General features: G+C 67.7%; 15 protein-coding genes and 1 pseudogene. 10 read left to right on the top strand and 6 right to left on the bottom strand.

The features are described from left to right. The first annotated feature begins 907 nt into the window (after positions 1–907). Positions 908–1,453, top strand: a complete 546-nt coding sequence (locus tag ACFQ7Q_RS33825; RefSeq protein ID WP_383561940.1) for a hypothetical protein — start codon at positions 908–910, stop codon at positions 1,451–1,453. Between the two features lie 134 nt (positions 1,454–1,587). Here ACFQ7Q_RS33825 and ACFQ7Q_RS33820 read toward each other — a convergent pair whose 3' ends face one another. Next, complete coding sequence (locus ACFQ7Q_RS33820; RefSeq protein ID WP_383561938.1) at positions 1,588–2,886, bottom strand: hypothetical protein; 1,299 nt, start codon at positions 2,884–2,886, stop codon at positions 1,588–1,590. A gap of 423 nt (positions 2,887–3,309) precedes the next feature. Here ACFQ7Q_RS33820 and ACFQ7Q_RS33815 point away from each other — a divergent pair, with 423 nt between their 5' ends. Both ACFQ7Q_RS33815 and ACFQ7Q_RS33810 read left to right on the top strand, forming a co-directional pair. Further along, the gene (locus ACFQ7Q_RS33815; protein ID WP_383561936.1) at positions 3,310–4,200 is read left to right on the top strand and encodes a hypothetical protein; all 891 of its coding nucleotides are present in this window, start codon (positions 3,310–3,312) and stop codon (positions 4,198–4,200) included. Further along, positions 4,185–7,691, top strand: coding sequence for a DEAD/DEAH box helicase (locus ACFQ7Q_RS33810; RefSeq protein WP_383561934.1), 3,507 nt, complete (start codon positions 4,185–4,187; stop codon positions 7,689–7,691). The genes ACFQ7Q_RS33815 and ACFQ7Q_RS33810 overlap by 16 nt, the downstream gene beginning before the upstream one ends. 610 nt (positions 7,692–8,301) lie before the next feature. On the opposite strand, the gene ACFQ7Q_RS33805 is transcribed toward ACFQ7Q_RS33810, so the two are convergent. Continuing rightward, the gene (locus tag ACFQ7Q_RS33805; RefSeq protein ID WP_383561932.1) at positions 8,302–8,514 is read right to left on the bottom strand and encodes a hypothetical protein; all 213 of its coding nucleotides are present in this window, start codon (positions 8,512–8,514) and stop codon (positions 8,302–8,304) included. Positions 8,515–9,341: 827 nt separating this feature from the next. Beyond that, positions 9,342–9,920 carry a TetR/AcrR family transcriptional regulator gene (locus ACFQ7Q_RS33800; RefSeq protein WP_383561930.1) on the bottom strand — a complete coding sequence of 193 codons (579 nt, stop codon included), beginning with the start codon at positions 9,918–9,920 and terminating at the stop codon, positions 9,342–9,344. Positions 9,921–10,012: 92 nt separating this feature from the next. Between ACFQ7Q_RS33800 and ACFQ7Q_RS33795 the strand changes: the two genes are divergently transcribed. Together ACFQ7Q_RS33795 and ACFQ7Q_RS33790 are read left to right on the top strand one after the other, a co-directional pair. Further along, positions 10,013–10,843, top strand: coding sequence for an oxidoreductase (locus ACFQ7Q_RS33795; RefSeq protein WP_383561928.1), 831 nt, complete (start codon positions 10,013–10,015; stop codon positions 10,841–10,843). A 182-nt stretch (positions 10,844–11,025) separates the two neighbouring features. Beyond that, entirely contained in the window at positions 11,026–11,541 is a 516-nt protein-coding gene (locus ACFQ7Q_RS33790; RefSeq protein ID WP_383561926.1) for a hypothetical protein, read from the top strand. 73 nt (positions 11,542–11,614) lie between these two features. On the opposite strand, the gene ACFQ7Q_RS33785 is transcribed toward ACFQ7Q_RS33790, so the two are convergent. Continuing rightward, entirely contained in the window at positions 11,615–11,893 is a 279-nt protein-coding gene (locus ACFQ7Q_RS33785; RefSeq protein WP_383561924.1) for a hypothetical protein, read from the bottom strand. A 418-nt stretch (positions 11,894–12,311) separates the two neighbouring features. Between ACFQ7Q_RS33785 and ACFQ7Q_RS33780 the strand changes: the two genes are divergently transcribed. Beyond that, positions 12,312–13,340, top strand: a complete 1,029-nt coding sequence (locus ACFQ7Q_RS33780; protein ID WP_383561922.1) for a hypothetical protein — start codon at positions 12,312–12,314, stop codon at positions 13,338–13,340. Positions 13,341–14,398: 1,058 nt separating this feature from the next. After that, positions 14,399–14,752 carry a PRC-barrel domain-containing protein gene (locus ACFQ7Q_RS33775; protein WP_383561944.1) on the top strand — a complete coding sequence of 118 codons (354 nt, stop codon included), beginning with the start codon at positions 14,399–14,401 and terminating at the stop codon, positions 14,750–14,752. Positions 14,753–15,854: 1,102 nt separating this feature from the next. On the opposite strand, the gene ACFQ7Q_RS33770 is transcribed toward ACFQ7Q_RS33775, so the two are convergent. After that, positions 15,855–16,148: a hypothetical protein gene (locus tag ACFQ7Q_RS33770; RefSeq protein WP_383561920.1), complete on the bottom strand. Its 294-nt coding sequence runs from the start codon at positions 16,146–16,148 to the stop codon at positions 15,855–15,857. A 563-nt stretch (positions 16,149–16,711) separates the two neighbouring features. Further along, a complete protein-coding gene (locus ACFQ7Q_RS33765; protein WP_383561942.1) occupies positions 16,712–17,761 on the bottom strand; it encodes a YihY/virulence factor BrkB family protein in 1,050 nt (349 codons plus the stop codon). A gap of 323 nt (positions 17,762–18,084) precedes the next feature. Here ACFQ7Q_RS33765 and ACFQ7Q_RS33760 point away from each other — a divergent pair, with 323 nt between their 5' ends. The 3 genes and pseudogenes from ACFQ7Q_RS33760 to ACFQ7Q_RS33750 all read left to right on the top strand — a co-directional run. After that, a complete protein-coding gene (locus ACFQ7Q_RS33760; protein WP_383561918.1) occupies positions 18,085–18,276 on the top strand; it encodes a hypothetical protein in 192 nt (63 codons plus the stop codon). 48 nt (positions 18,277–18,324) lie between these two features. Further along, a pseudogene (locus ACFQ7Q_RS33755) lies at positions 18,325–19,091 on the top strand (transposase). Positions 19,092–19,428: 337 nt separating this feature from the next. After that, on the top strand, positions 19,429–19,644 hold a 216-nt coding region (locus tag ACFQ7Q_RS33750; RefSeq protein WP_383561916.1), incomplete at its 3' end, for a cold-shock protein.

Raw genomic sequence — 19,644 nt, 5'->3', positions numbered from 1 at the left:
CGCCACCTCCTCACCGGCTACACCCAAGGCACCATCACCCTCACCCTCACCGCCAACGGCCACACCTAGACCATGTCCAGGCCACCCGAGGGGCCAAGGCCAAGGCCGGCGCGGGCAGGCCAAGGCAGGAGGGCGGGGGCGGGCAGGACACCACGAAGAAGGCGCCGACGGCCTGAAGGGCACCCTCGTACGAACAGCCGACGGCGCGGACACCACGAGCCAGCCCCCACCGAAGCTGAAGAGTTCGCGGCATCGGGCGGCCGGGTCAGCCGCTCGCGGAGATGGACGGCCGGCTGACCCGGCCGCCTCAGCGGAGGGGGCCCGCCAGGCCACCAGCCCCGCCCGGCCCGCCTCCGCGAAACCCACCGCGAACGGTTTGTCGCCGTCCTCCGTTACCAGGTGACGTCGCTCCTGTTCGTGGGTGACGTCGAACCCTGCGATGCGTGCCGCGGCTGGGTGCTGAGGGGGCTTCTGGTCTCCCGAACAGACTGCATGCTCCCGGCCGTACTCAAAGGAGGCGGCCGACGGAGTCGGGATAGGCGAGAGCTGCCACCTGGTCCGGGGGACGTCGGGGCACGCCGCGTCCGCTCCGAGCCAAACCCACAGACCCGCCTTCACCAGGTGGCCAACGGCTGCAGTCGTCACCCGCGGCCGGCACCGCGGCAGCGGCACGCCCAAGGCTTCGGTCAGCCGATCCGCCGCTTGCCCTGCGGCAGGAGACGCCAGCCCCACCGCAGACGGCATCACGCCCGTGAAACGGATGACGCCCAACAGCGAAGAGCCCGCGACACCCATCACCCTCGCGCGCACGGGGACAACCCGGCCGCAGCCCCGTTCGGCGTACTCGGATCGCTGTCGACGCGTTTGGGGGCTTCTGTGAGAGGGAGTGCCAGAGAAGGAGGCTTGGATGAGCTACTTGTCCGATGACGTGGCGGCACAGGGATGGCTTGTCCATGCCTTGGACGTGCTGACTACGGATGCGCTGTGGTCCCAAGCGCTTGCCTCCGAGCGCCTGCCGACAGGCGAGATGGACCGTGTAGCCGACCTTGGCGACGCGCTGCGCAACAAGTGGTTGCAGGTCACGGATGACAAGACGCTCACGCAGATCGAGCGATACCTACACCAGCAAGAGCACCAGATTGCCGAGCAGGCTGCCCGTCTGGAGAGCGGAACACCGGACGGAAGGACACTGGTCGAGAAGGCCATCGGGTCCATCCGCAACCTGCACCGACTGCGTGAGACGGAGGCGTCCGAGCTGGATGAGAAGACCGTCAGGCTCCGGGAGAGTACCTGGACTCCGGGCGATCTCTCCGAGAGGGCCACATGTGCCCTGTTCTTCGTCGCTTGCGTCGTCGTGCTCGCACTCGACCTGACAGGGGCCGCCGTAGGGCTCTGGGCGTGGTTCCTCGCCACGAAATGCCGAAGCGTCGTTCTGGGACTCAGCGAGGCATAGCACCTCGCGGGGAAGTCTGGGCCTCGTCCTCGACGAGTGCGAGCGGACAAGAGCTTGTCGGCAGGGTGCCACTCCTCTCCGGGAGCGCAGGGGCGGGTCCTGTAGATCCCACCCCCGCGCATACCGCTGCTCGTTCAGCCGACGCGAACGTGCATCACCAGGTGCTTGTAGTTCTGACTGGCCATCTCGGGACCCTCGGTGAAGAGCCCGGGCTTGCTGATCCGCCCGTCCTTCATCTCGCCCAGGTGCAGCGTCACGGTGTCGCTAGTGAACGCGCTGAGCGCGTCGAGGAGGAAGGCGGGGTTGAAGGCGGCGAGGCCTCCGCGCAGCCCTTCGCCGGTGCCGTGGGTGATGGCCATCGGGATTGGCATGCCCTTGGTGCGGGCTGCGGCTTCGGCCGTGTCCAGACGGGGGGCGAGCGTGAGGTCGCCGTCGGCGTCCCAGGCGAACACCACAGGGATGCCCTTGCTGCCCTTGGCGTTCAGGATGGCCTGGCACTTCTTCACTGCCCGGACGGTCGTGGCGCGGTCGAGCTGGACCGACGTCTCGCAGATCTTAGGGAACAGCGTCCGGTGCTTGGGGAGGCTGCCGTCCAGCGAGCGCATGGTGACGGTGACGGCGCCCAGCGAGAGGGTCGCGCGGGCGACGGGCCAGTTGGCCACAGGCTCCCCGTCGGCGTGGTCGTCTTCGAGAATGCCGATGCCCACGGGGCCGTCCTGGGTCTTCAGCCGCTTGGCCAGCGCGGAGAGGGTGTCGGCCGGGATGAGCGCAGCCAGCGGCTTCTCCGACGGCAGTGCGGTGGCGGTGACGGGGACTTCCGCGACGGCGAACCGGTAGCGGTCGGTGGCCGTCATGGTGAGCGTCTCGCCGTCCAGCGTGATCTGGATGCCGGTGAGCGTGGGCAGCGTGTCGTCGCGGCCTGCGGTGGGCAGTACGCGGTTGAGTTGGCGGAGGCAGGCCTGCGCGTCCATGGTGGGCACGGGGTCCAGCGGCTTGGTGTACTCGTGGATGTCGTGCGTGGTGACGGGCACCGTGAGGTGTTCGGTTGCCAGCAGGTCTCCGTCGAGCGAGACGCGGGTCCGGGCGGCGACGGCCTTGATCTCCCCGGCGACCATGGCCGCGAGGGTCTTCTTCAGCTCGGGGAAGTCGAGGAGCGAGGAGCCCTTCGCAAGCGGTGTCGCGGCCAGCATCGTGACCGACACGGAGGTCTCGAAGTCGTGGGCGCTGAAGACGATCCAGTTCCGGCCGGTCTCGATCAGTACACCGCGCTGCGCGGGCGGCTGAGCCTTCGGAGCAATTCCGAATTCAGCGAAATTCAGAGCGTCGATGACCTCCGCGTGACTTCCGACGAATTCGGCGGTCGGCTTAACGGGCTGCTTTCCCTCCGTCTTCGCGGTGCCGGAGGTAGCGACCTGCGTCGTGGGCGTGGTCATAGCTCTCCCTGGGGAGTGAGATACGGATTCGGTGTGCTGGCCGACTGCCACCGCCGGAGCAACAAGACAACTATACCATGCACATTACACTCCACGGGCTGGTCGGGCGGTGTTTTCGCCCCCAATCCGCTCCGGAAACCGGCGCGTGAATGGCCGGGTTCGGCTGACCGACCCGCTCAGGGTGCACTCGTTACCTGGGCGCTGCCGTGACGTCCTGAGACAGCCCAAGAAGCCCGCGGTCAGGAAAGCGGCGAGATGGCCTTCGAGCGGGTTGCGGTCGTCCAGTGCAGGTCATCTGCAGTCTGCCAACTATCCTTCGGGTCCGGCACGGCCAACTCGATAGGGTGACCTTGCCGAGGGCCACCTCGGCCCCCAGCGCCCAAGCGGTACGGCGCGGTGGTCTGGGACGAGCAGGGGGGTCGGGTGGCAGACGTTTCGCCCGCGCAGGCGCTGGCCCGAGCGACGGCCGTCGGCGGGCGGCTGGCCGACCTGGTACGACGGGAGCCCAGAGGAGACGACCAGACGTGTCGCTGGGAGCTCGTTGTGACCCTCAGTACCAGTCCCGAGGACCGGGCAGCCGCCGGGTGGATCGTTGCCGACGAGATCATGCGGGAACGCACCGGCGGGCGGCCACGGAGCTACGAACGGTGGCGCGATGCCACCTTGAACAGGGCGAAGCTGACCGGGAAAGACCACGTCCTGGTGGAGTACTTCGTGAAGCCCGTCTTCGAAGCGGCAGCCGCGAGGAAGAAGGGCAACCACGGGCTGGCCGGGTACGTGGGTGAGTGGCTCTGGTACCTCCTGACCCGCGATCTGCCCCAGGATCCAGCGCGCCCTGTGGAGATCCTCGGACCGCCAAAGGCCGCCGTCAACGACGGAGGCGGCGACGGACTCATCGTCTACCGGGAAGACGGAACGGCCCGGGGCTTCTCCTTCCGCCTGTGGGAGATGAAGAAGTACACCGGGGAAGCGAACCAGCCTGATGGAGCAATCCGAAATGGCTGGACGCAGCTCAACGCCAAAGCGGGAACCTACCTGGGAATGCTCTCCTGGGGCGACAAACTGCTCGCTGACGACACCCGGGAGTTCGTGGGCAGTCTGGCCGAGCAGTGGGTCGATGAGGAGGAGTCGGCCGGCGCCGGCGTCAGCGTCGCACTGAACGCCACGGCGACCCCGACGAAGGCTTTCCACCTCGCGCACGAGCACTTCACTACCCACAAGCACCCCGGCGCGCTGCAGGGCCTGGTGGTGGCGATCGACGATCTGGAGGGCTTCGCCCATCAGGTGAGGAAGTACGTGTGGACCGCACTCTAGATCCGGCTGTACTTGCAACTGCCCTCGGTGAATTCCGCCCCGGCGGGGTCCTGCCCTCGGCGCAAGAACTGCTGGCGGCCATCACCCAACTGGAGATCGCGGCCTTCGGCAGAACCCAGGAGATTCCGGACGATGTGCTGGCGACGGCGTGGCTCTTGCACGGACTGGCCGCGGTCGAGCCCGAGACTCCTGGGTTCGACCCGATGCGGACCCGGCAGGCCCTCGCGGTCAGCGCGCACGTGATGGACCTGGCCCTGGCCGACGAGCGACACTCCCCGACCGAGCGGCTGAGGATCGCCTTCGCCGCCCAGGCCGGGTACCGCCGGTGCGAGCAAGAGCCCAACGCCACCGCCGTCTACCGCCAGGTCAAGAACCTGGTGAACTTCGCTTCCTCGCTCCCGGCACACATCGACACCCTGGCGCTGGAGGCCGGTGTCGTGTTCCTGAGCTTCGACCGGCCAGACCTAAACCGGGTCCTGTCCGCCTGGCGTCGGCAGTTCGCGGAGCTCCGTGAGCTGATGGACGGCGATCCGCTCGCGGGCACGATGTACGGACCTGCCGAAGCCGTCGTCGAAGCCGTCCACCTCCTACGCCTGTTCCTCTCGTTCGGCGATCCGGACCGCCTGCAGGGTGCACAGGACCTCCTGGGCAGCGTGCTCGACGGCCGGGCTGGCCGCAGTGACCCGTCCGCTCGGTGGGTCGCGGCCCACCTCCTCAGCCTGAGCGGCGAGATGGCCGCCAGTAGCTTGTACACGCTACTCCCGGAGGGAACTCCGGATGCGGTCGCCCGGACCTTCGCGATGTCCGATCCGCCGGTGATGACCCTGTGGCGCCCGCAGTGCCAGTTGCTGAACCTGGAGCGGGGCAACCCGGTCGACCCCTCCACCGGCCGGAGCCTGATCAGCGTGCCCACCAGCGCGGGCAAGACGCTGATGGCCCAGCTGGTGATCTGTTCCCACCTGGCGCAGAAGTCCGGCCGCGTGGTCTATGTGTCGCCGATGCGCAGCCTGGGCCGGGAGATGCGGGCCGCGCTGCGGGGCCGGCTGCGGCTGCTGGAACGCAAGTTGGTCGCCGAGCAGCCGGACTTCCCGCTCGCCGACGGCAGCGGCTCCCTCGTCGGGGACGTGGACATCGTGACCCCGGAGCGGCTCATGCACGTGATCCGCAACAACCCGGGCGCAGCGCTGGACGAGGTCAGCCTCATCGTCGTCGACGAGGCCCACCACCTCGCGCAGGGCCGGCGCGGTTTCGTGCTGGAGAGCCTGCTCGCCCTTCTGCGGACCCGCTCCGACACCCGGCTGGTGCTGCTGTCTGCCGCTGTCGGCAACCGGGGTGCTCTGGCGTCGTGGCTGGACCCGGAACGGCCGGCGGAGGAGGTGTATTTCACCGACGACTGGCGTGGCCCGCGGCGGCTTCACGGCCTCATGTACCCGAAGCTGCTCAAGGACCAGGCCGAGCGCACGCCGCGCAAGCCAAGCAAGAACCAGCCCTCCACCATCCGGGCCACTGTGCCGGTGGCCCCCCGGCTCGACATTCGGCCGACCGCCACCAGCGGCACCTTCGGCCTGACCATCCCCGGCGTCGGCACCAGGGCGTACGCCTCCCCCAACTCCTGGCAGTGGAAGGCTGCTACCAAGCTCGCGGGCGGTATCGCGGACTACGAGGTGTTCGCCGCCGGCGCCGCCGCCCTGACCCGGGCCGGCAGCGTCCTGATGGTCGTCGCCAGCAAGGTCATCGCCAGGAACGCCGCACGCGCCATGGCCGAGCACTTGGACGTCCGCCCCAAGGCGGCGGCGCTCACCGAGTTCCTCGCCGAGACCCTCGGCGAGCAGCACCCCCTGGTCGACTGCACCCGCCACGGCGTCGCCTTCCACCACGCCGACCTTCCCGACGACGTCCTCCACGCCGTCGAACAAGGTCTTCGAGACGGAGAATTGCTGGCCATCGCCAGCACTACCACCCTCACCGACGGCGTCAACCTCCCGGTGCGCACCGTCATCATCAACCACACGGTCGAGGGTGATCCCACACGCGGGAACCAGCACGGCCTCAGTCCCGCGAAACTGCTCAATGCCATCGGCCGGGCCGGCCGGGCCGGGCGCGAGAGCGAGGGGTGGGTCATCCTTACCCGCCCTTACCCGCCCCAGGCCGCGGAGTTCGAGACGCTCACCCCCGACAGCGAGCGGCTTACCGTCACCTCCGAACTGCTCAGCGAAGACGCCCTGCGGTCACTGGCTCATGCCGAGTGGCAGCTGCAGAACTCGCTCGACGGCCTGTTCAGCGTGATGGGAACCGTAGCGGCCGACTTCGCCGCGTTCGTGTGGCTCGTCCTGCAGACCCATGCCGAGACGCTCCGCGCGCCCGGCGACCGGCTAGACCCGGTGCGGTCGCTGCTCGCGATGGAACAGGCCGACGACCCTTCCGTCCCGGCCCGCTGGATGGTGCTCGCTGAGAAGGTCACTGCGGTCTACGATGCCACCGACCCCGTCTCGACCCGCCGGTGGGCGAGCACCGGAACCAACATCGGATCCGCCCGCTTCCTCGACCAACTCGCTCGACGCCTCGCGGAGCAACTCCTCTCCTTCACAGTCCCGGAGGACGAGATCAGCGTCTTCTTCGGGCCGCCCGAGTGGCCGCTGGAGAAGACCTTGGGCTTCCTTACCGAGCAGGGCGCCTTCAAGAACCTTCTGCTGACGCCCGAGGCCAGCGGGAGCTGGAAGCTCACCAACCAGCAGACCAAGAGCCTCACATTCGACGTGCCGATCGACAACGCGGTCCGGGACTGGATCTCCGGAACCTCCATCCCGGAACTGGCCCGCACCTGGACGCCCGACAGCACCCCATCCCATCCCCAGATGCTGGAGCTGACCGTCCAGAGCATCAAGCAGGCATTCGAACACGCGATCAGTTGGACAGCCGGAGCCCTAGTCAACCTCGTGAACACCCACCCCCTGCTGACCCCCACCACGCCCCGCCTGTTCGCACAAACGGCCTGGCACATCCGGCACGGCGTCGACACCCAGCAGGCCATCACGCTACTGACCTCCGGCATCACCTCCCGCCGCCTGGCCCACCAGATCGGCCGCGCCGCAGCCGAGTCCGGCATTGCCTCAGGGCAGCTCCGAGCCTGGATCGCCGATCAGCAGATCGACGGCTGGACCACCGCATACAAGGCCAACGCCTACGAGGTCGAGGATCTCCTCGACTACGTGAGCAAGCCAACTAACCCGCTCAACGAACTGCTGCGAGGCCATCCCGTGAGCATTCCTCTTGCACGGGTAGGCCCGGGCTCCGAGGGCGGGCCAGTCAACCTGACAAACCCAGGTAAGAAGCCGGCAACCATCAAGGTCAACCGCAACGGAAACCAGATCGCCGTCATCCCCGCCGCCCAGCATCACGCCGTCCTTACCCTGATCGACAGCGGTCTCGACCTCACCTACCACCTCGCGGCCGGGCAGCTCATCATCACCCTGGCCATGACCAGCCTGTAGGGCGCTGAGGGTTGGCCAGCGCCGAACAGCCGAGGTGGCTTCGTGGTTCCTACCCCGCTCGGGCTTGGGCGCACGGCTCAGCATCCCGAGCGGCGCTGCCGGTGGCCATAGTGAGGACGTCGCCTAGGTCAAGGACCGGCTGCCGCGCGGCCAGCACGCCGTTCCCGCCTTCGTCTGCCGGCACCTGGGCAACCTCACGGCCCGCGACGTCCGGCTGTGGCGTCTGGCGGCAGCCGGTGTGATCGCGGCCGAGCTCGCGCTGCTGGTCGGGCCGTGCTCCTGAAACCGGCGAATAAATGGCCCGCCACACGCAGAGTGCTCTCGTTGCCGCAGACCGGCCATGACGTCCTGAGACAGCGCGGGGAGCACGCAGCAAGTAGAGGCCGTCGCAGCGCGGGCCGGCGCCTTGTGGCGGTGGTGGGCCTGAATCTCGACCTGGTACCCACGGTCGAGGTCGGCGACATCCAGCTGCTCGCCCACACCGCCATGACGGTCGGCGCCGTCACCGCCGCGCGCTACAGCACCCACGAGAGTCTGCGGGCACTCACAGGGGTCCCCGCCACTCCCCGCGGGCATGGCCGTCGGGGAGCGGCAGCAAGCGCTTCGGGGATCAGGTATATCGCGGCTTGACGCTGAACCGCTCGGCTATCCCTGCAACCAGGAGTCGGTGCGCCTGGAACTGCGTCTCGATGGCGCCCGGCTCGCGCCATGCGTCGGCGTCTGCCAGAGCGATCATCACCTTGCGGACAGCCTGGCCCAGGGTGGCCATGGTCGTCTCGGTGATGATGCGAGTGCCGGTCGGGGCGACGGCGTTGCGCTCCAAGGTGTTGGACCCTGTGCAGGAGCAAGGGGGTGGCGCTGCACGTGGCGTCGAACGTCTCCTGGAACCAGTTCATCGAGTGGGCCAGCCTGGCCTCGCCTGACGCGCAGCTCAGCCCCGGCCGGACCTGCCAGGCCCCGGGGCGCCGAAGTCCGTCTCAGCTCGGGGAAGGGCGACCTCCCGCCTCCGCCGCCGCTCCGTCGCCGTCCGTGCCCTGCTCGGCTCCGTCGCCCGCGATCAGGCCCTCCCGCCGCGAGCGGGTCGTGTGGCTGAGCCGATCCAGCGTATGCAGCAGAACCGCCGCTTCTCGAAGCCCTTGACCGCCTTGCCGACCAGCCGCCGCACCTGCCCGGGCGCCAGCAGTCCAATGTGATGGTTGCGGCACCGGGCCACAACCGCGGCCGTGAGGCGGTCACGCGACAGCTCCACCGGCACAGCTCAGTGGCCAGCCACGCGGACAGCCGGTCCTGGTCCTCCTCCGTGTTGGGCGATGCTGTACCTTCCGCCCGGAGCCAAACGGGACTGGGCCGATTGATCACGCGTCGATGAGGAATTCGAGCGCCGCACTTTGCCGGAACCCAACTGCAACGAGTGGGCGACGACGCGCTGGTGGTGGACCAGAATGCGTAAACGCTGACGGTCCCCGAGGTCGCCGCCCCTCCCTGCAATCGAACAAAGCTGTCACCCTCCGCTACGGCTCCCCAAGATCTGTGCCTGAACCGAGTTTCGACAGCTCATGTTCGCGACTGCGGACAGCACCCTGGCGGGGCCGTGTTCGATGTCCATGGGAAACGACAGCGCCGTTCGGCTCGCTGTCCCAGTTCCAGCGGTCAGCTCGCTGTTCGGCGGGCCTGGGTGGTCAGTCCGGGGGTGACGAGGGCGAGCCAGCGGACGCGGGCAGCGGGTGGCTGGTCGGTGGGTGCGGTGGAGAACAGCAGGTAGATGTCGTTGACGGTGATGTCCGCGTGGATGTCTCCGTCGGCCTGCCCGGCCCGGATGAGGCCGGCAACGGCCGAGCCCGCGCGCTCCTCGGCGGCGTGGTCGCCCGGCTCTGCCCCGAGAGTCCGCGCGGCGGCCTTCACCGCGCGGTCGGTCACGGACTGCTCGACGACACGGCCGAGGAACGCGGTGAGCTCGTCGAGGGCTCGGCCGGTGCCGTCGGCGACGCGGGTGAGCGCGGCCTCGGCGTCGTCGGCGACGCGGGCGACGTATTCGGCGACGACGGCGGCGACCAGGTCGGTCTTGGTGGGGAAGTGCCGGTACAGGGTGCCGACGGCCACGCCCGCGGCGGCGGCGATCTCGTCCATCCCCACCTCGGGGCCGTGTGCGGTGATCTGCTCGCCGGCGGCGGTGAGGATTTTCTTGCGGTTGCGGACCGCGTCGGCGCGCGGCGCCCTGGCCTGGGTCACGGGAGGTGCCTGCCCTTCCACTTGCATCAAGGTGAACCTTGGTTCAGGATAGATAGTGAACCTGAGTTCATCTTAACTGTGAGGACCTCGCCATGCCCGCCAAGACCGCCCTCGTCACCGGTGCCTCCTCCGGTATCGGCGAAGCCACCGCTCTCAAGCTGCAGGAATTCGGCTACACCGTCTACGGAGCCGCCCGCCGCAGCGACCGCCTCCACCAGCTCGCCGAGCACGGCATCCGCCCCCTGGCCATGGACGTCACCGACGACGACTCCATGCGCGCCGGCGTCGAGCACATCATGGGCGAGACCGGGCGAATCGACGTGCTCGCCAACATCGCCGGCTACGGCTCGTACGGCGCACTGGAGGACGTGCCCCTGGACGAGGCCCGCCGCCAGTTCGAGGTCAACGTCTTCGGCGCGATCCGCCTGACCCAGCTCGTCCTGCCTCACATGCGCACCCGGCGATCCGGCATCGTCGTCAACGTCACCTCGATGGGCGGGAAGATCTACACCCCGCTCGGCGGCTGGTACCACGGCACCAAGTTCGCCCTTGAAGCCCTCAGCGACTGCCTCCGCCTGGAGGCCAAGCCCTTCGGCATCGACGTCGTCGTCATCGAACCCGGCGGCATCGCCACCGAATGGGGCGCCATCGCCGCCGACAAACTGGAGAAGTCATCCAGCGACGGCCCCTATACCGCCCAGGCCGCCGCCGTTGCCTCCTCCCTGCGCTCCGAGGCCAACACCAACCGCAACTCCCCGCCCTCCGTCATCGCCGACATCATCGGCAAGGCCGTCACTGCACGCCGCCCCCGGACCCGCTACGCCACCGGCTTCGGCGCGCGGCCGCTGATCGCCCTGCGCCGCGTCCTGCCCGACCGCGCCTTCGACGCGATCATCACCCGCGCTGTCGGCCTGCCCCGCTGAGACAGGCATCCGACCGCAAGGCGCTGCCCGATCTCCTGAACTGTTCGATTGGCCGCGCCCCCGGAGTGCTTCCCAAAGTCGGGTTCTGGCTCACTTTCCGTGGAGGGCTGACTGAGTGTGATGTAGGTGGCGTGTGATGAGATGGCCGGACTATGTGGTCTGTCGTGAACGACTCCGATCGAGTGCAGTGGCACTACACCCCCTTCGAGAGCGTGGGCCCGCTCCGGTTCGGCATGAGTCACGAGGAAGCCGGCGCCGCGATGGGGCTCCATGGGTTCACTGGAACCGTCTCCTCCATGCACCAGCGACACGGCGCCCTTGTGCTCCAGGCCGTCTTTCGCGACATGACCGCCCCGGCGTACGTAAGGGCCGTCACCGTCTACTACAGGGAATCCGGCGGGCTGGCCTGCGTAGTCGTCGACGCACTGTGTGGACCACTGGTCTCGATGGACGGGATGCAGTTGGTTGGGCGGGTGCCTTCCGAGCTGACGGACGAGTTCCACGACTACGAAGAGGGGCGCGGCACGAGTCCCATGATCTCTGTCGAGGGTGATGCGGCGTCGGACGCGCTCGGGATCATGGTGCGTGCGCAACGAGCCGGCGACATCCTGCTGTCACGACCGGTCTTCGCGCGATTCGACGGTTGGGCTCACACCGTGCATGACTGCGTTCCTAGGGACGAGTGGACCGTCCGCTGAGAATGGCGCGACCTCAAGTGGGGCATGGACGGGCGCCAGGTTAGTGACGCCATACATGCCTTGACTGCCTGCTTCACGAGTAGAGCAGGACGCGTTTGCAGAGGAGGGCGAAGCCGGCCCGGCCGAACATCCGACGCTTGAGCATCTTGATTCGATTGACGTGCCCTTCGGCGACGCCCGAGCTCCATGGCAGGGTAAGGCCTGCGATGACCGCATTGCGGTCACGGTCGATGCCTGCGGCGAGAGTGTGGAGGCCGGGGAGGTCGTCTCGCCGGACGCTCGGCACACCCCCGAACCCGGCCGCCACCGCGCAAGTCGTCATCAGCCCAGGTGGCCCGGAGATCGTCTTCACCCAGCGCTCCCAGGCTGCTCCAGCAGCAGCTGCCCGTAGGCTGGCCACCAGCCGCTCCGAGCTTCCCGACTGATCAACCCCGCAGCCGCTGAGCTGCGACGTCGGGCTTGACCACGTGGGGGCCGCTGGAGGGTTGGGGCATCGGAATCGCGTCGAAGGCGCGAAGCGAGTCGGCCACACAGCCGTCATGCGGGTGAAACGGCAGGTCCCCGTGGCGGGTTGGCACGGCTGGGGTGCGGCGGTCGGATAGCAGTGGGGCATGGTCGCACCCTCCGCGCGTCGCCGCGCTGCCGCCCTCGCCATGACTGTCGCCGTCGTCCTGGCCACACCGTGCGCGGCTGTCGCCGGAGCCCCAGTGGTGGCGCCTCGGGATACGTTCTCCCACTCCCAGGGCCAAGGCGAGCACAAGCCCTCTGACGTGTCCCTGCGGCAGCTGGCCCAGCCGCCGTTCCCACCCACCGACCTGAGCCTGCTGAGCACGGGAGCCTATCCCGATGGGCCACCGATGCAGCCCGCGCCACCCCGCGCGATCACCGCCGAAGAACTGGTCAAGCAGCTCAAGACCACCCTCAAGCCACGGGGCCGCCGTGCGGTGGAAGACGGGCTTGCCGTCTTCAACAGCCAGCAGGTCGCCGCCATCGTGCCCGATCCGAACCTGCGCGCCGCCCTCGCCTCCCTGGCCGGCAGCCCCGGCGCGGCCAGCATCCAAGCGATCCGCGACGGCATCTACTCGCGCGTCATCTTCGGCATCACACCGCGTCCTGAAGCGATTGCCATGGTCCTGCTTGGGCCCGCCACCGATCCACGGCCTTTCATCGTTTTCAACCAGCCCTACCGCTACGAGGACTTCCGGCTGCTCGGTGACGCCTTCTCGCACGAAACCCTCCACCGCGCGGACCCGAACAACAGAAACGAGGAAGCCATCAATGAGGCCCTGAACACCGCCTACTACGGGCAATTGCTCCTCCAACTGCCGCGGCTGGCAACCAGTCGCACGGAGCTCGCCCGCAGGCTGAACACGAGGCTGATGGCGCTGCTGAACACACGCGACGCCCGTGGCCGACAGCGACTTACGTACTCGACCGGCAACGTGCTGCCCCGCGCAGCTACTCCGCTGCCCAGCCTCGCCGCCCTCCAGCTCGGGATCACCCCGGACGGCGGCACCGCGACCGACCCCACCAGCACGCCGGGCAACGCGAACCTGGACTTCTACCTCAGCGCCATCACCCGCACCCGGCAGACCGGCGCCGCTTTCGACACCGCCACCGTCGAACTCCTCGACAGCCACCAGGCCTGGGCCACCCCAAGCGAGCGCATCCGCCTCGCCCGCCTGCTCGAACTCCGTATCCCCAAGCCGGGGCCGTGGCCCCCGCACCGCGAGGACAAGCCCTGGCACTCCCCCACCTCCCCACCCAACGGCAGACACGAGGAATCAATCCCCTGGTGAACGCACGCCGACGAGACACCATCTAGGCCCCGTCGGCAACGAAAACAGGCCTGATCCCTTTCCGGTCGTGTCCTTGTCAGGCTGCTGGGGGTTGATCCCTGCGTGGAGACTCCTGAACCGGTGGCTGGCGACCATGTGACCGAATCCCTTCTGCCTGTGCTCACCGCGGCAGAGGCCCGGGCAGCGGTCGGATTCATAAACCTGCTGGAGACGCTCGACCTCACGCCCCGCGGCCGGGCCGCCGGGCAACTCGCTGCAGACCTGGCCCGACGGATCCCGCCCGAGTAGCCCCCGACCGTCATGCTGTGCCGCTCGCACCAGTGAGTCCAGCATCGGACCCTCGGCCCATCAGACGACTGCAGGACACGGATTCCACGTCCTGCTGGTCAGAGCGTTCGAGCCGATGGGCTCGCTTCAGGGCTGCGGGTCTCGGCTTGCGGCAGGCTGGATCCGCATGCCGGGTCGGCGTCGGTGAACAGTCAGGTACGCCATACCCCGCTCCCCAGCGACAAGGCTGCGGGTGGAGCCGTGGGGCAGCCAGACGAGGCAACCTTCGCTCAGCGGACACGCTCCCTCGGATGTGACCATCGCGCCCTCTCCGGCCACGACCAGCAGAAGGACGTCCAAGTCCGGCTCCGTGTGGGGCTCGACGCGCCGTTCGGGCAGGATCCGGACGACATTGGCGTCGACCTGCCGACCGGGCTCCGCCAGCCGCCACACCGCACCGACCGCTGCCGGATCGAGCGTCTCCAGCGCTGCGGTCTCGAACAGAACCCGAGGCACCGGCACCCCACCTGCCGGGCCCGAAGGCTCCCCGTTTACCACCATCCCCACTACCTTCCTATGCGCCTCTGCTCGTGCTGGAGCACCACGCACCCCTCCGACGAGGAGCCCGCGCTAAAAGAACGCCTTCCTCGCCGATGAGGACTACGGGTCTCGACCGGGTTACTCGATGGAAGGGCAGACAGCCGGGTGGGACTTCCGCACTTCCGTTTCACCTCGGGTGAAGCCCGGCAGATTCTCAACGATCTGACACTTCATACCCGGAAGGCATGGCTATGAGCGAATTCGACATCTGGGGATACCAACCGGCCGCGGGATATCGGCAGGGGACCGACCTCATCGGCTACAAGGTCGAGGCCACCGACGGTGCCATCGGGAAGGTCAGCAAGCATTCCGACGAGGTCGGCTCCTCTCACCTCGTCGTCGACACCGGGGTGTGGATCTTCGGCAAGCACGTTCTGCTGCCGGCCGGGACGATCAAGCTGATCGACACCGCCGCGGAGACGGTGCACGTCGACCGGACCAAGGAGCAGATCAAGGACGCCCCCGAGTTCGACGCTGCCAAGTACGCCGACGAGCCCACCTATCTCGAGCGGTTCGCCAGGTACTACAACCAGCCGCACATGTAGCGGCGTGTACCGAGCTGTCACCGCAGTATGCAGGCGCCCTCCGCCTATCCTGAGCAGCCACGCGCTCTCTCGAATTCGCGAGTCCAGCTGGAACAGGAGTGCTTCCTCGTGCTCCTGCGTGACAGCACGGCTCGGCCCTGAGCGTCTCACCGTCCGGCTTGTTTGCGTGGGTGGCCTCTGGGCGAACGGGGACCCGCGCACTCGTTCAGCGTTGGTGAAGCAGCAGGACCGAAAGGGTGATGGTGACGGAGGTCCAAGCGATCATGGCGGCTCGAAGGGCGTAGGCGTTGTCACCGGTGAACAGCCCCGCCAGGTGCTGCCGTGTTGTCGGCGGTCGACTCGCGCCCTGCCCGTTGACGCTGGGGGCGAGCAGATCAGCACAGCGTGAACAGGGTGGCTGGTCGCGCCCGATCGAGTAAGTGCCGTCTACTACCGCGTGCTGAGTGGCTCGAGTTCGCATGCCGGGCTCAACTCTGCAGCAGGGTGTTGAGCAATGCGGTGACGCCTCTCCTCCACCCAATCGCAACCTTCACCCATACCCCGGGCATACCCAGCCCGATATCTCCCGGTCCGGGGCTCGACGATGTGTGGGATCGGTCGAACCGTGGTGATCACTGAGATCAATCACGGCCTGTGAGTTGGTCTGTGGATGCTGGCCGTATCCTTCCAGCCGCTTTTCACGTTGGTGTGTCGACGAGTGCACTTGTTTGGATCCCTACGTCGGCCTGGCACAGTCCGCGGCCCCCGATTCCGCGCTCTGGCTTCGGGGCCGCGTCAGCTTCCCTCGAGGCGTATGAAGGCCCTGACCTCCCCGAGCGGTCAGGGCCTTCCTGCCCCCGGGCATTACTCCGTGCGGCCCTGGCGGGTGGGGACATGGTGGGCAGCCGGACCGAGGCCCCACCACGGTGACGGGCCGGCCGCCCTGGAGCGCAACGCCGACGGGCGTCTGCGGGCTCCTCCCCCGGCCACCGCCGCTGCCGAGGCCGGCGACCGGTGCGGCCGCCAGTGTTGCGCCGTCTGGGGCAGTGATCCCGAGACGGCGCAATACTCACACCCGACCCACGGCAGATCGGCGCCTCAGGTCAGAGGGGGCGTACGGCTCTCAGGAGACGCCCCAGTCCGAGATACGGCAGAAGTAGGTGTATATGCCGCCCTTGTACAGGCACACCTCAACGCGGACTCCGATTCCGTCGGTGATGTTACGGCTTCCGGTGTAACAACCGTCGGTGCTGTTGGGGTCCTGCAGCATCATCAGCGTCGCCCCCTGGCTGTTCATGACTCGGGCTCTCACGCCGTAGCCGTCGGACTGCTCGTCACACACCGTTATCTGGTCGCCGTCCCAGCCGAACTTCGCCTTCCCGCCGGGATTGTCATCCGTGGTGTAGGTCCACGGCACGTTCTTCCCGGCTATGCTTCCACGGGGCTTGCGGCCAGCAGCAGGCCGGCAATGGACATACCAATCGCTGCTGCGCGCGCCATCTTGCGTTTCATGTGTCCTCCCCTGCTCGACCAACAGCGCTCGCTCCCGTCAGGGAGCTGCGCTTGGAACGCCTGCGATTGAACACAAGCCAACTCGCGTTGACAACCTGGGGAGTTACGTAGCTGTCACTCCTTCGTCACCACCTCGGGTGTGGCGGTGCTGCCCGTGCTGCCCGGATGGTTCCTGATCGAGGCCGCCCCGGCCGCGGCCGGTGGTGACCTGCGCGGTGACCATACTCAGCAGCCCCGCTGCCGCAGCCTTGCGCTGGCTTCATGCCCGCCTGTTGCAGCCACGAGGACGGCCATGCCCCACCAGAGTTTGGATCCCCCGGCCGCGGTTTCTACGGCCGGCAGAACCTGCCGTGCCCAGCGTGAGGTCCAGGAGGCGGCCCGGCGGGTCAGCCGACGGTCGAGGCGACGGAGGTCATCCAGAAGGCGCATGATCACCTACTTCCGTCATCCGGCCCACCAACCCTCGGGTCAGTGCTCGCCCAGGTCCTTGCGCTCCTCATCACTCCATGTGCGCGTGTCGCGAGGCTCGACGTAGGGCTCTTCGTCCTCGGGGTGGCCGCCGATGATGGCGCGTTCGCGGGCCATCTCGGCGTCGAATTCCAGGCCGAGCAGGATCGCCAGGTTCGTGATCCAGAGCCAGACCAGGAAGATGATCACTCCGCCGAGGGTGCCGTAGGTCTTGTTGTAGGAGGCGAAGTTCGCCACGTAGATCGCGAAGCCCGCGGAGGCGATCATCCAGATCACCAGGGCCAGGAAGCTGCCCGGAGTGATCCACTTGAAGCCGCGGCCACGCGCGTTGGGTGAGGCCCAGTACAGGATCGCGATCATGATGGTGACCAGCACGACCAGGACTGGCCATTTGGCAATCGACCACACGGTCAAGGCGGTGTCCCCGACGCCCAGGGCCGTACCGATCTGCCGGGCGAGATGACCGGTGAGCACCACGAGCAGCGCACTGATGCAGGCCAGGAGCATCAGGACCAGCGTCAGGACCAGCCGCAGCGGAGTGATCTTCCAGACCGGGCGGCCCTCGGGGATGTCGTAGACGGCGTTGGAGGTGCGGATGAACGCGGCCACATACCCCGAGGCCGACCACAGAGCCACCACCAGACCGACGATCGCCAGAACGGTGCTCGTGCCGCCGGACGACTGCAGCTGAGTCACCGCATCGGTGATGATGTCGCGGGCCGCGCCGGGGGCAAGCTTCGTGAGGTTGTCCAAGACCTCCTGCGTCGCCGACTTCCCCGCGATGCCCAGCAGGGAGACCAGCACCAGCAGAGCGGGGAACAGCGCCAGGATGCCGTAGTAGGTCAGCCCCGCAGCCCGGTCGGGCAGCTCGTCGTCCTTGAACTCCTTCAGCGTCCGCTTCAGCACCGTCCCCCACGACTTCTTGCGCATATCCGTGGGCTTGTCCGGCGCATCGCGCTCCACCTGCGGATCAGGCCCCGCGCCGCCCTCGCGGCCGGCGTCCCGGTGCCGCCCCTCGTGCTGCTCTTCGTCGCGCTTGCGCTGCCACATGGGTGCCATGCCGTGCGAGTAACCGCAAACGCTGCGACGTGAACGTCCAGCCGCTGTTTTCGTACAGCTACAGCGAACGGACAGCGCTGTGTAACCTCAGCCCTCTTCTCCTGCCAGGACACGATGGCTTTGTTCACGGGAACGGGTTCTGGCACACATTCCGTGAACGATCTTGACTCGGGAACCACCAGCGTCTCGTGACATCCAATCCGCGCCGCTCACGTGCTGCCTAAGGGCCGTCCCGTTATCGGCGTCCTGTTCGACGTAGGGTCTGCAGGACAGCGCGGCTGCCGCTGTTGTCTCGGCGACATGAGAGGGCATCGTTGAACACGAACCCCACCTGCTGCTTCTGCTATCAGGTCATCGATCTCGACCAGGACGGGGCAGCGACCGAGCTCAGGTTCGGTGCGGTTGACCCGGTGCGAGGCGGTGCCGTGCGGCAGCAGGCCTATTCACACTCAAACTGCCTGCGCGAACGGGTCCACCCGAACATCGACCTCTGGTTTGAGTTCTGAGGTCAGGCTGGCCTCCAAGGCTGCCACCGTAGGTGCGATGATCCAGCGATGCCTCGCGTGATCACGGCGTCGGAACCGTCCTGGAGAGCCCCGTTCACCGGGCTGAGCCCGCGCGGCTTCCGCAAGTTGATGACTGCGCTGCGCCGCGAAGGCGCCGACACCGTGAGGCCCGGACGGCCGTGGGGCCTGCCCTTGGAGGACCGGGTACTGCTGGTCGCGGCCTACTGGCGCACCAACCTGACGTTGCGGCAGCTCGCGCCGCTGTTCGGGATATCCAAGTCGGCGGCCGACCGGATCATCGACCACGTCGGCCCGCTCCTTGCGTTCAAGCCGAGGCAGCGGTTCCGCAAGGACGCCGTGCTGATCGTGGACGGCACCCTGGTCCCTACCCGCGACCACACCATCGCCGAGCAGTCCAAGAACTACCGGTACTCCACCAACCACCAGGTCGTCATCGATGCCGACACCCGCCTGGTCGTCGTCGTGGGCCGGCCTCTCGCCGGGAACCGCAACGACTGCAAGGCATGGGAGGAATCCGGCGCCAAGGCCGCCGTCGGCAAGACCATGACGATCGCCGACGGCGGCTATCCCGGCCCGGGCTCGTCATGCCCCACCGCCGGCGCAAGGGCAAAGACCTGCCCGACTGGAAACAGGAACACAACAGGTCCCACAAGCAGGTCCGCGCCCGCGTCGAGCACGTCTTCGCCCGCATGAAGAACTGGAAGATCCTCCGCGACTGCCGCCTCAAGGGCGACGGCGTCCACCACGCCATGCTCGGCATCGCCCGCATGCACAACCTCACCCTCGTCGGATAGACGGGCAGGCCACACGACGGCCAAGCATGTCCGAGCGACCCGGAGATCATTTACGGGACAGCCCTTAGCGCCTGCTGCCGGAGAGCCAGCGAGATCATTCACGGAATGTGCGCCAGAACCCCACTTCCGGAGGCACCGTCGACGCGCTGGCTGCCTCCAGTGAGGGCAGGTTGCCCTCTGGCAGGCGATCTTGACCGATTCGCAGGTGATCTTGGCAGCCGATGGGTTTCTGCCACTTGATCAGATTGGGTGGAAATGCCGTTGTTGCACCCGGGCATCTGGTTGGCTGCAGCGAGGACGGGATGCTCCCGTCCAGCAGCCTCTGAGGAGTAACGGCATGGCGACAGGCTTTGTGAAGTGGTTCAACGTGGACAAGGGCTTCGGCTTCATCCAGCAGGACGACGGGGGCCCGGATGTGTTCGTGCACTTCTCCGCGATCCAGACCACCGGCTACAAGGAGCTGGCTGAGGGAGCCAAGGTCGAGTACAACGTCACCCACGGGCCCAAGGGACCACACAGGCGGAACAGGTCGTCCCGATCCGCTAACTGGCAC

Source organism: Streptomyces sp. NPDC056527 (assembly GCF_042794475.1).
Classification (GTDB): Bacteria; Actinomycetota; Actinomycetes; order Streptomycetales; family Streptomycetaceae; genus Streptomyces.
The sequence above is the reverse complement of the archived record's forward strand: the minus strand, read 5'-3'. Positions and strand labels throughout refer to the sequence as shown.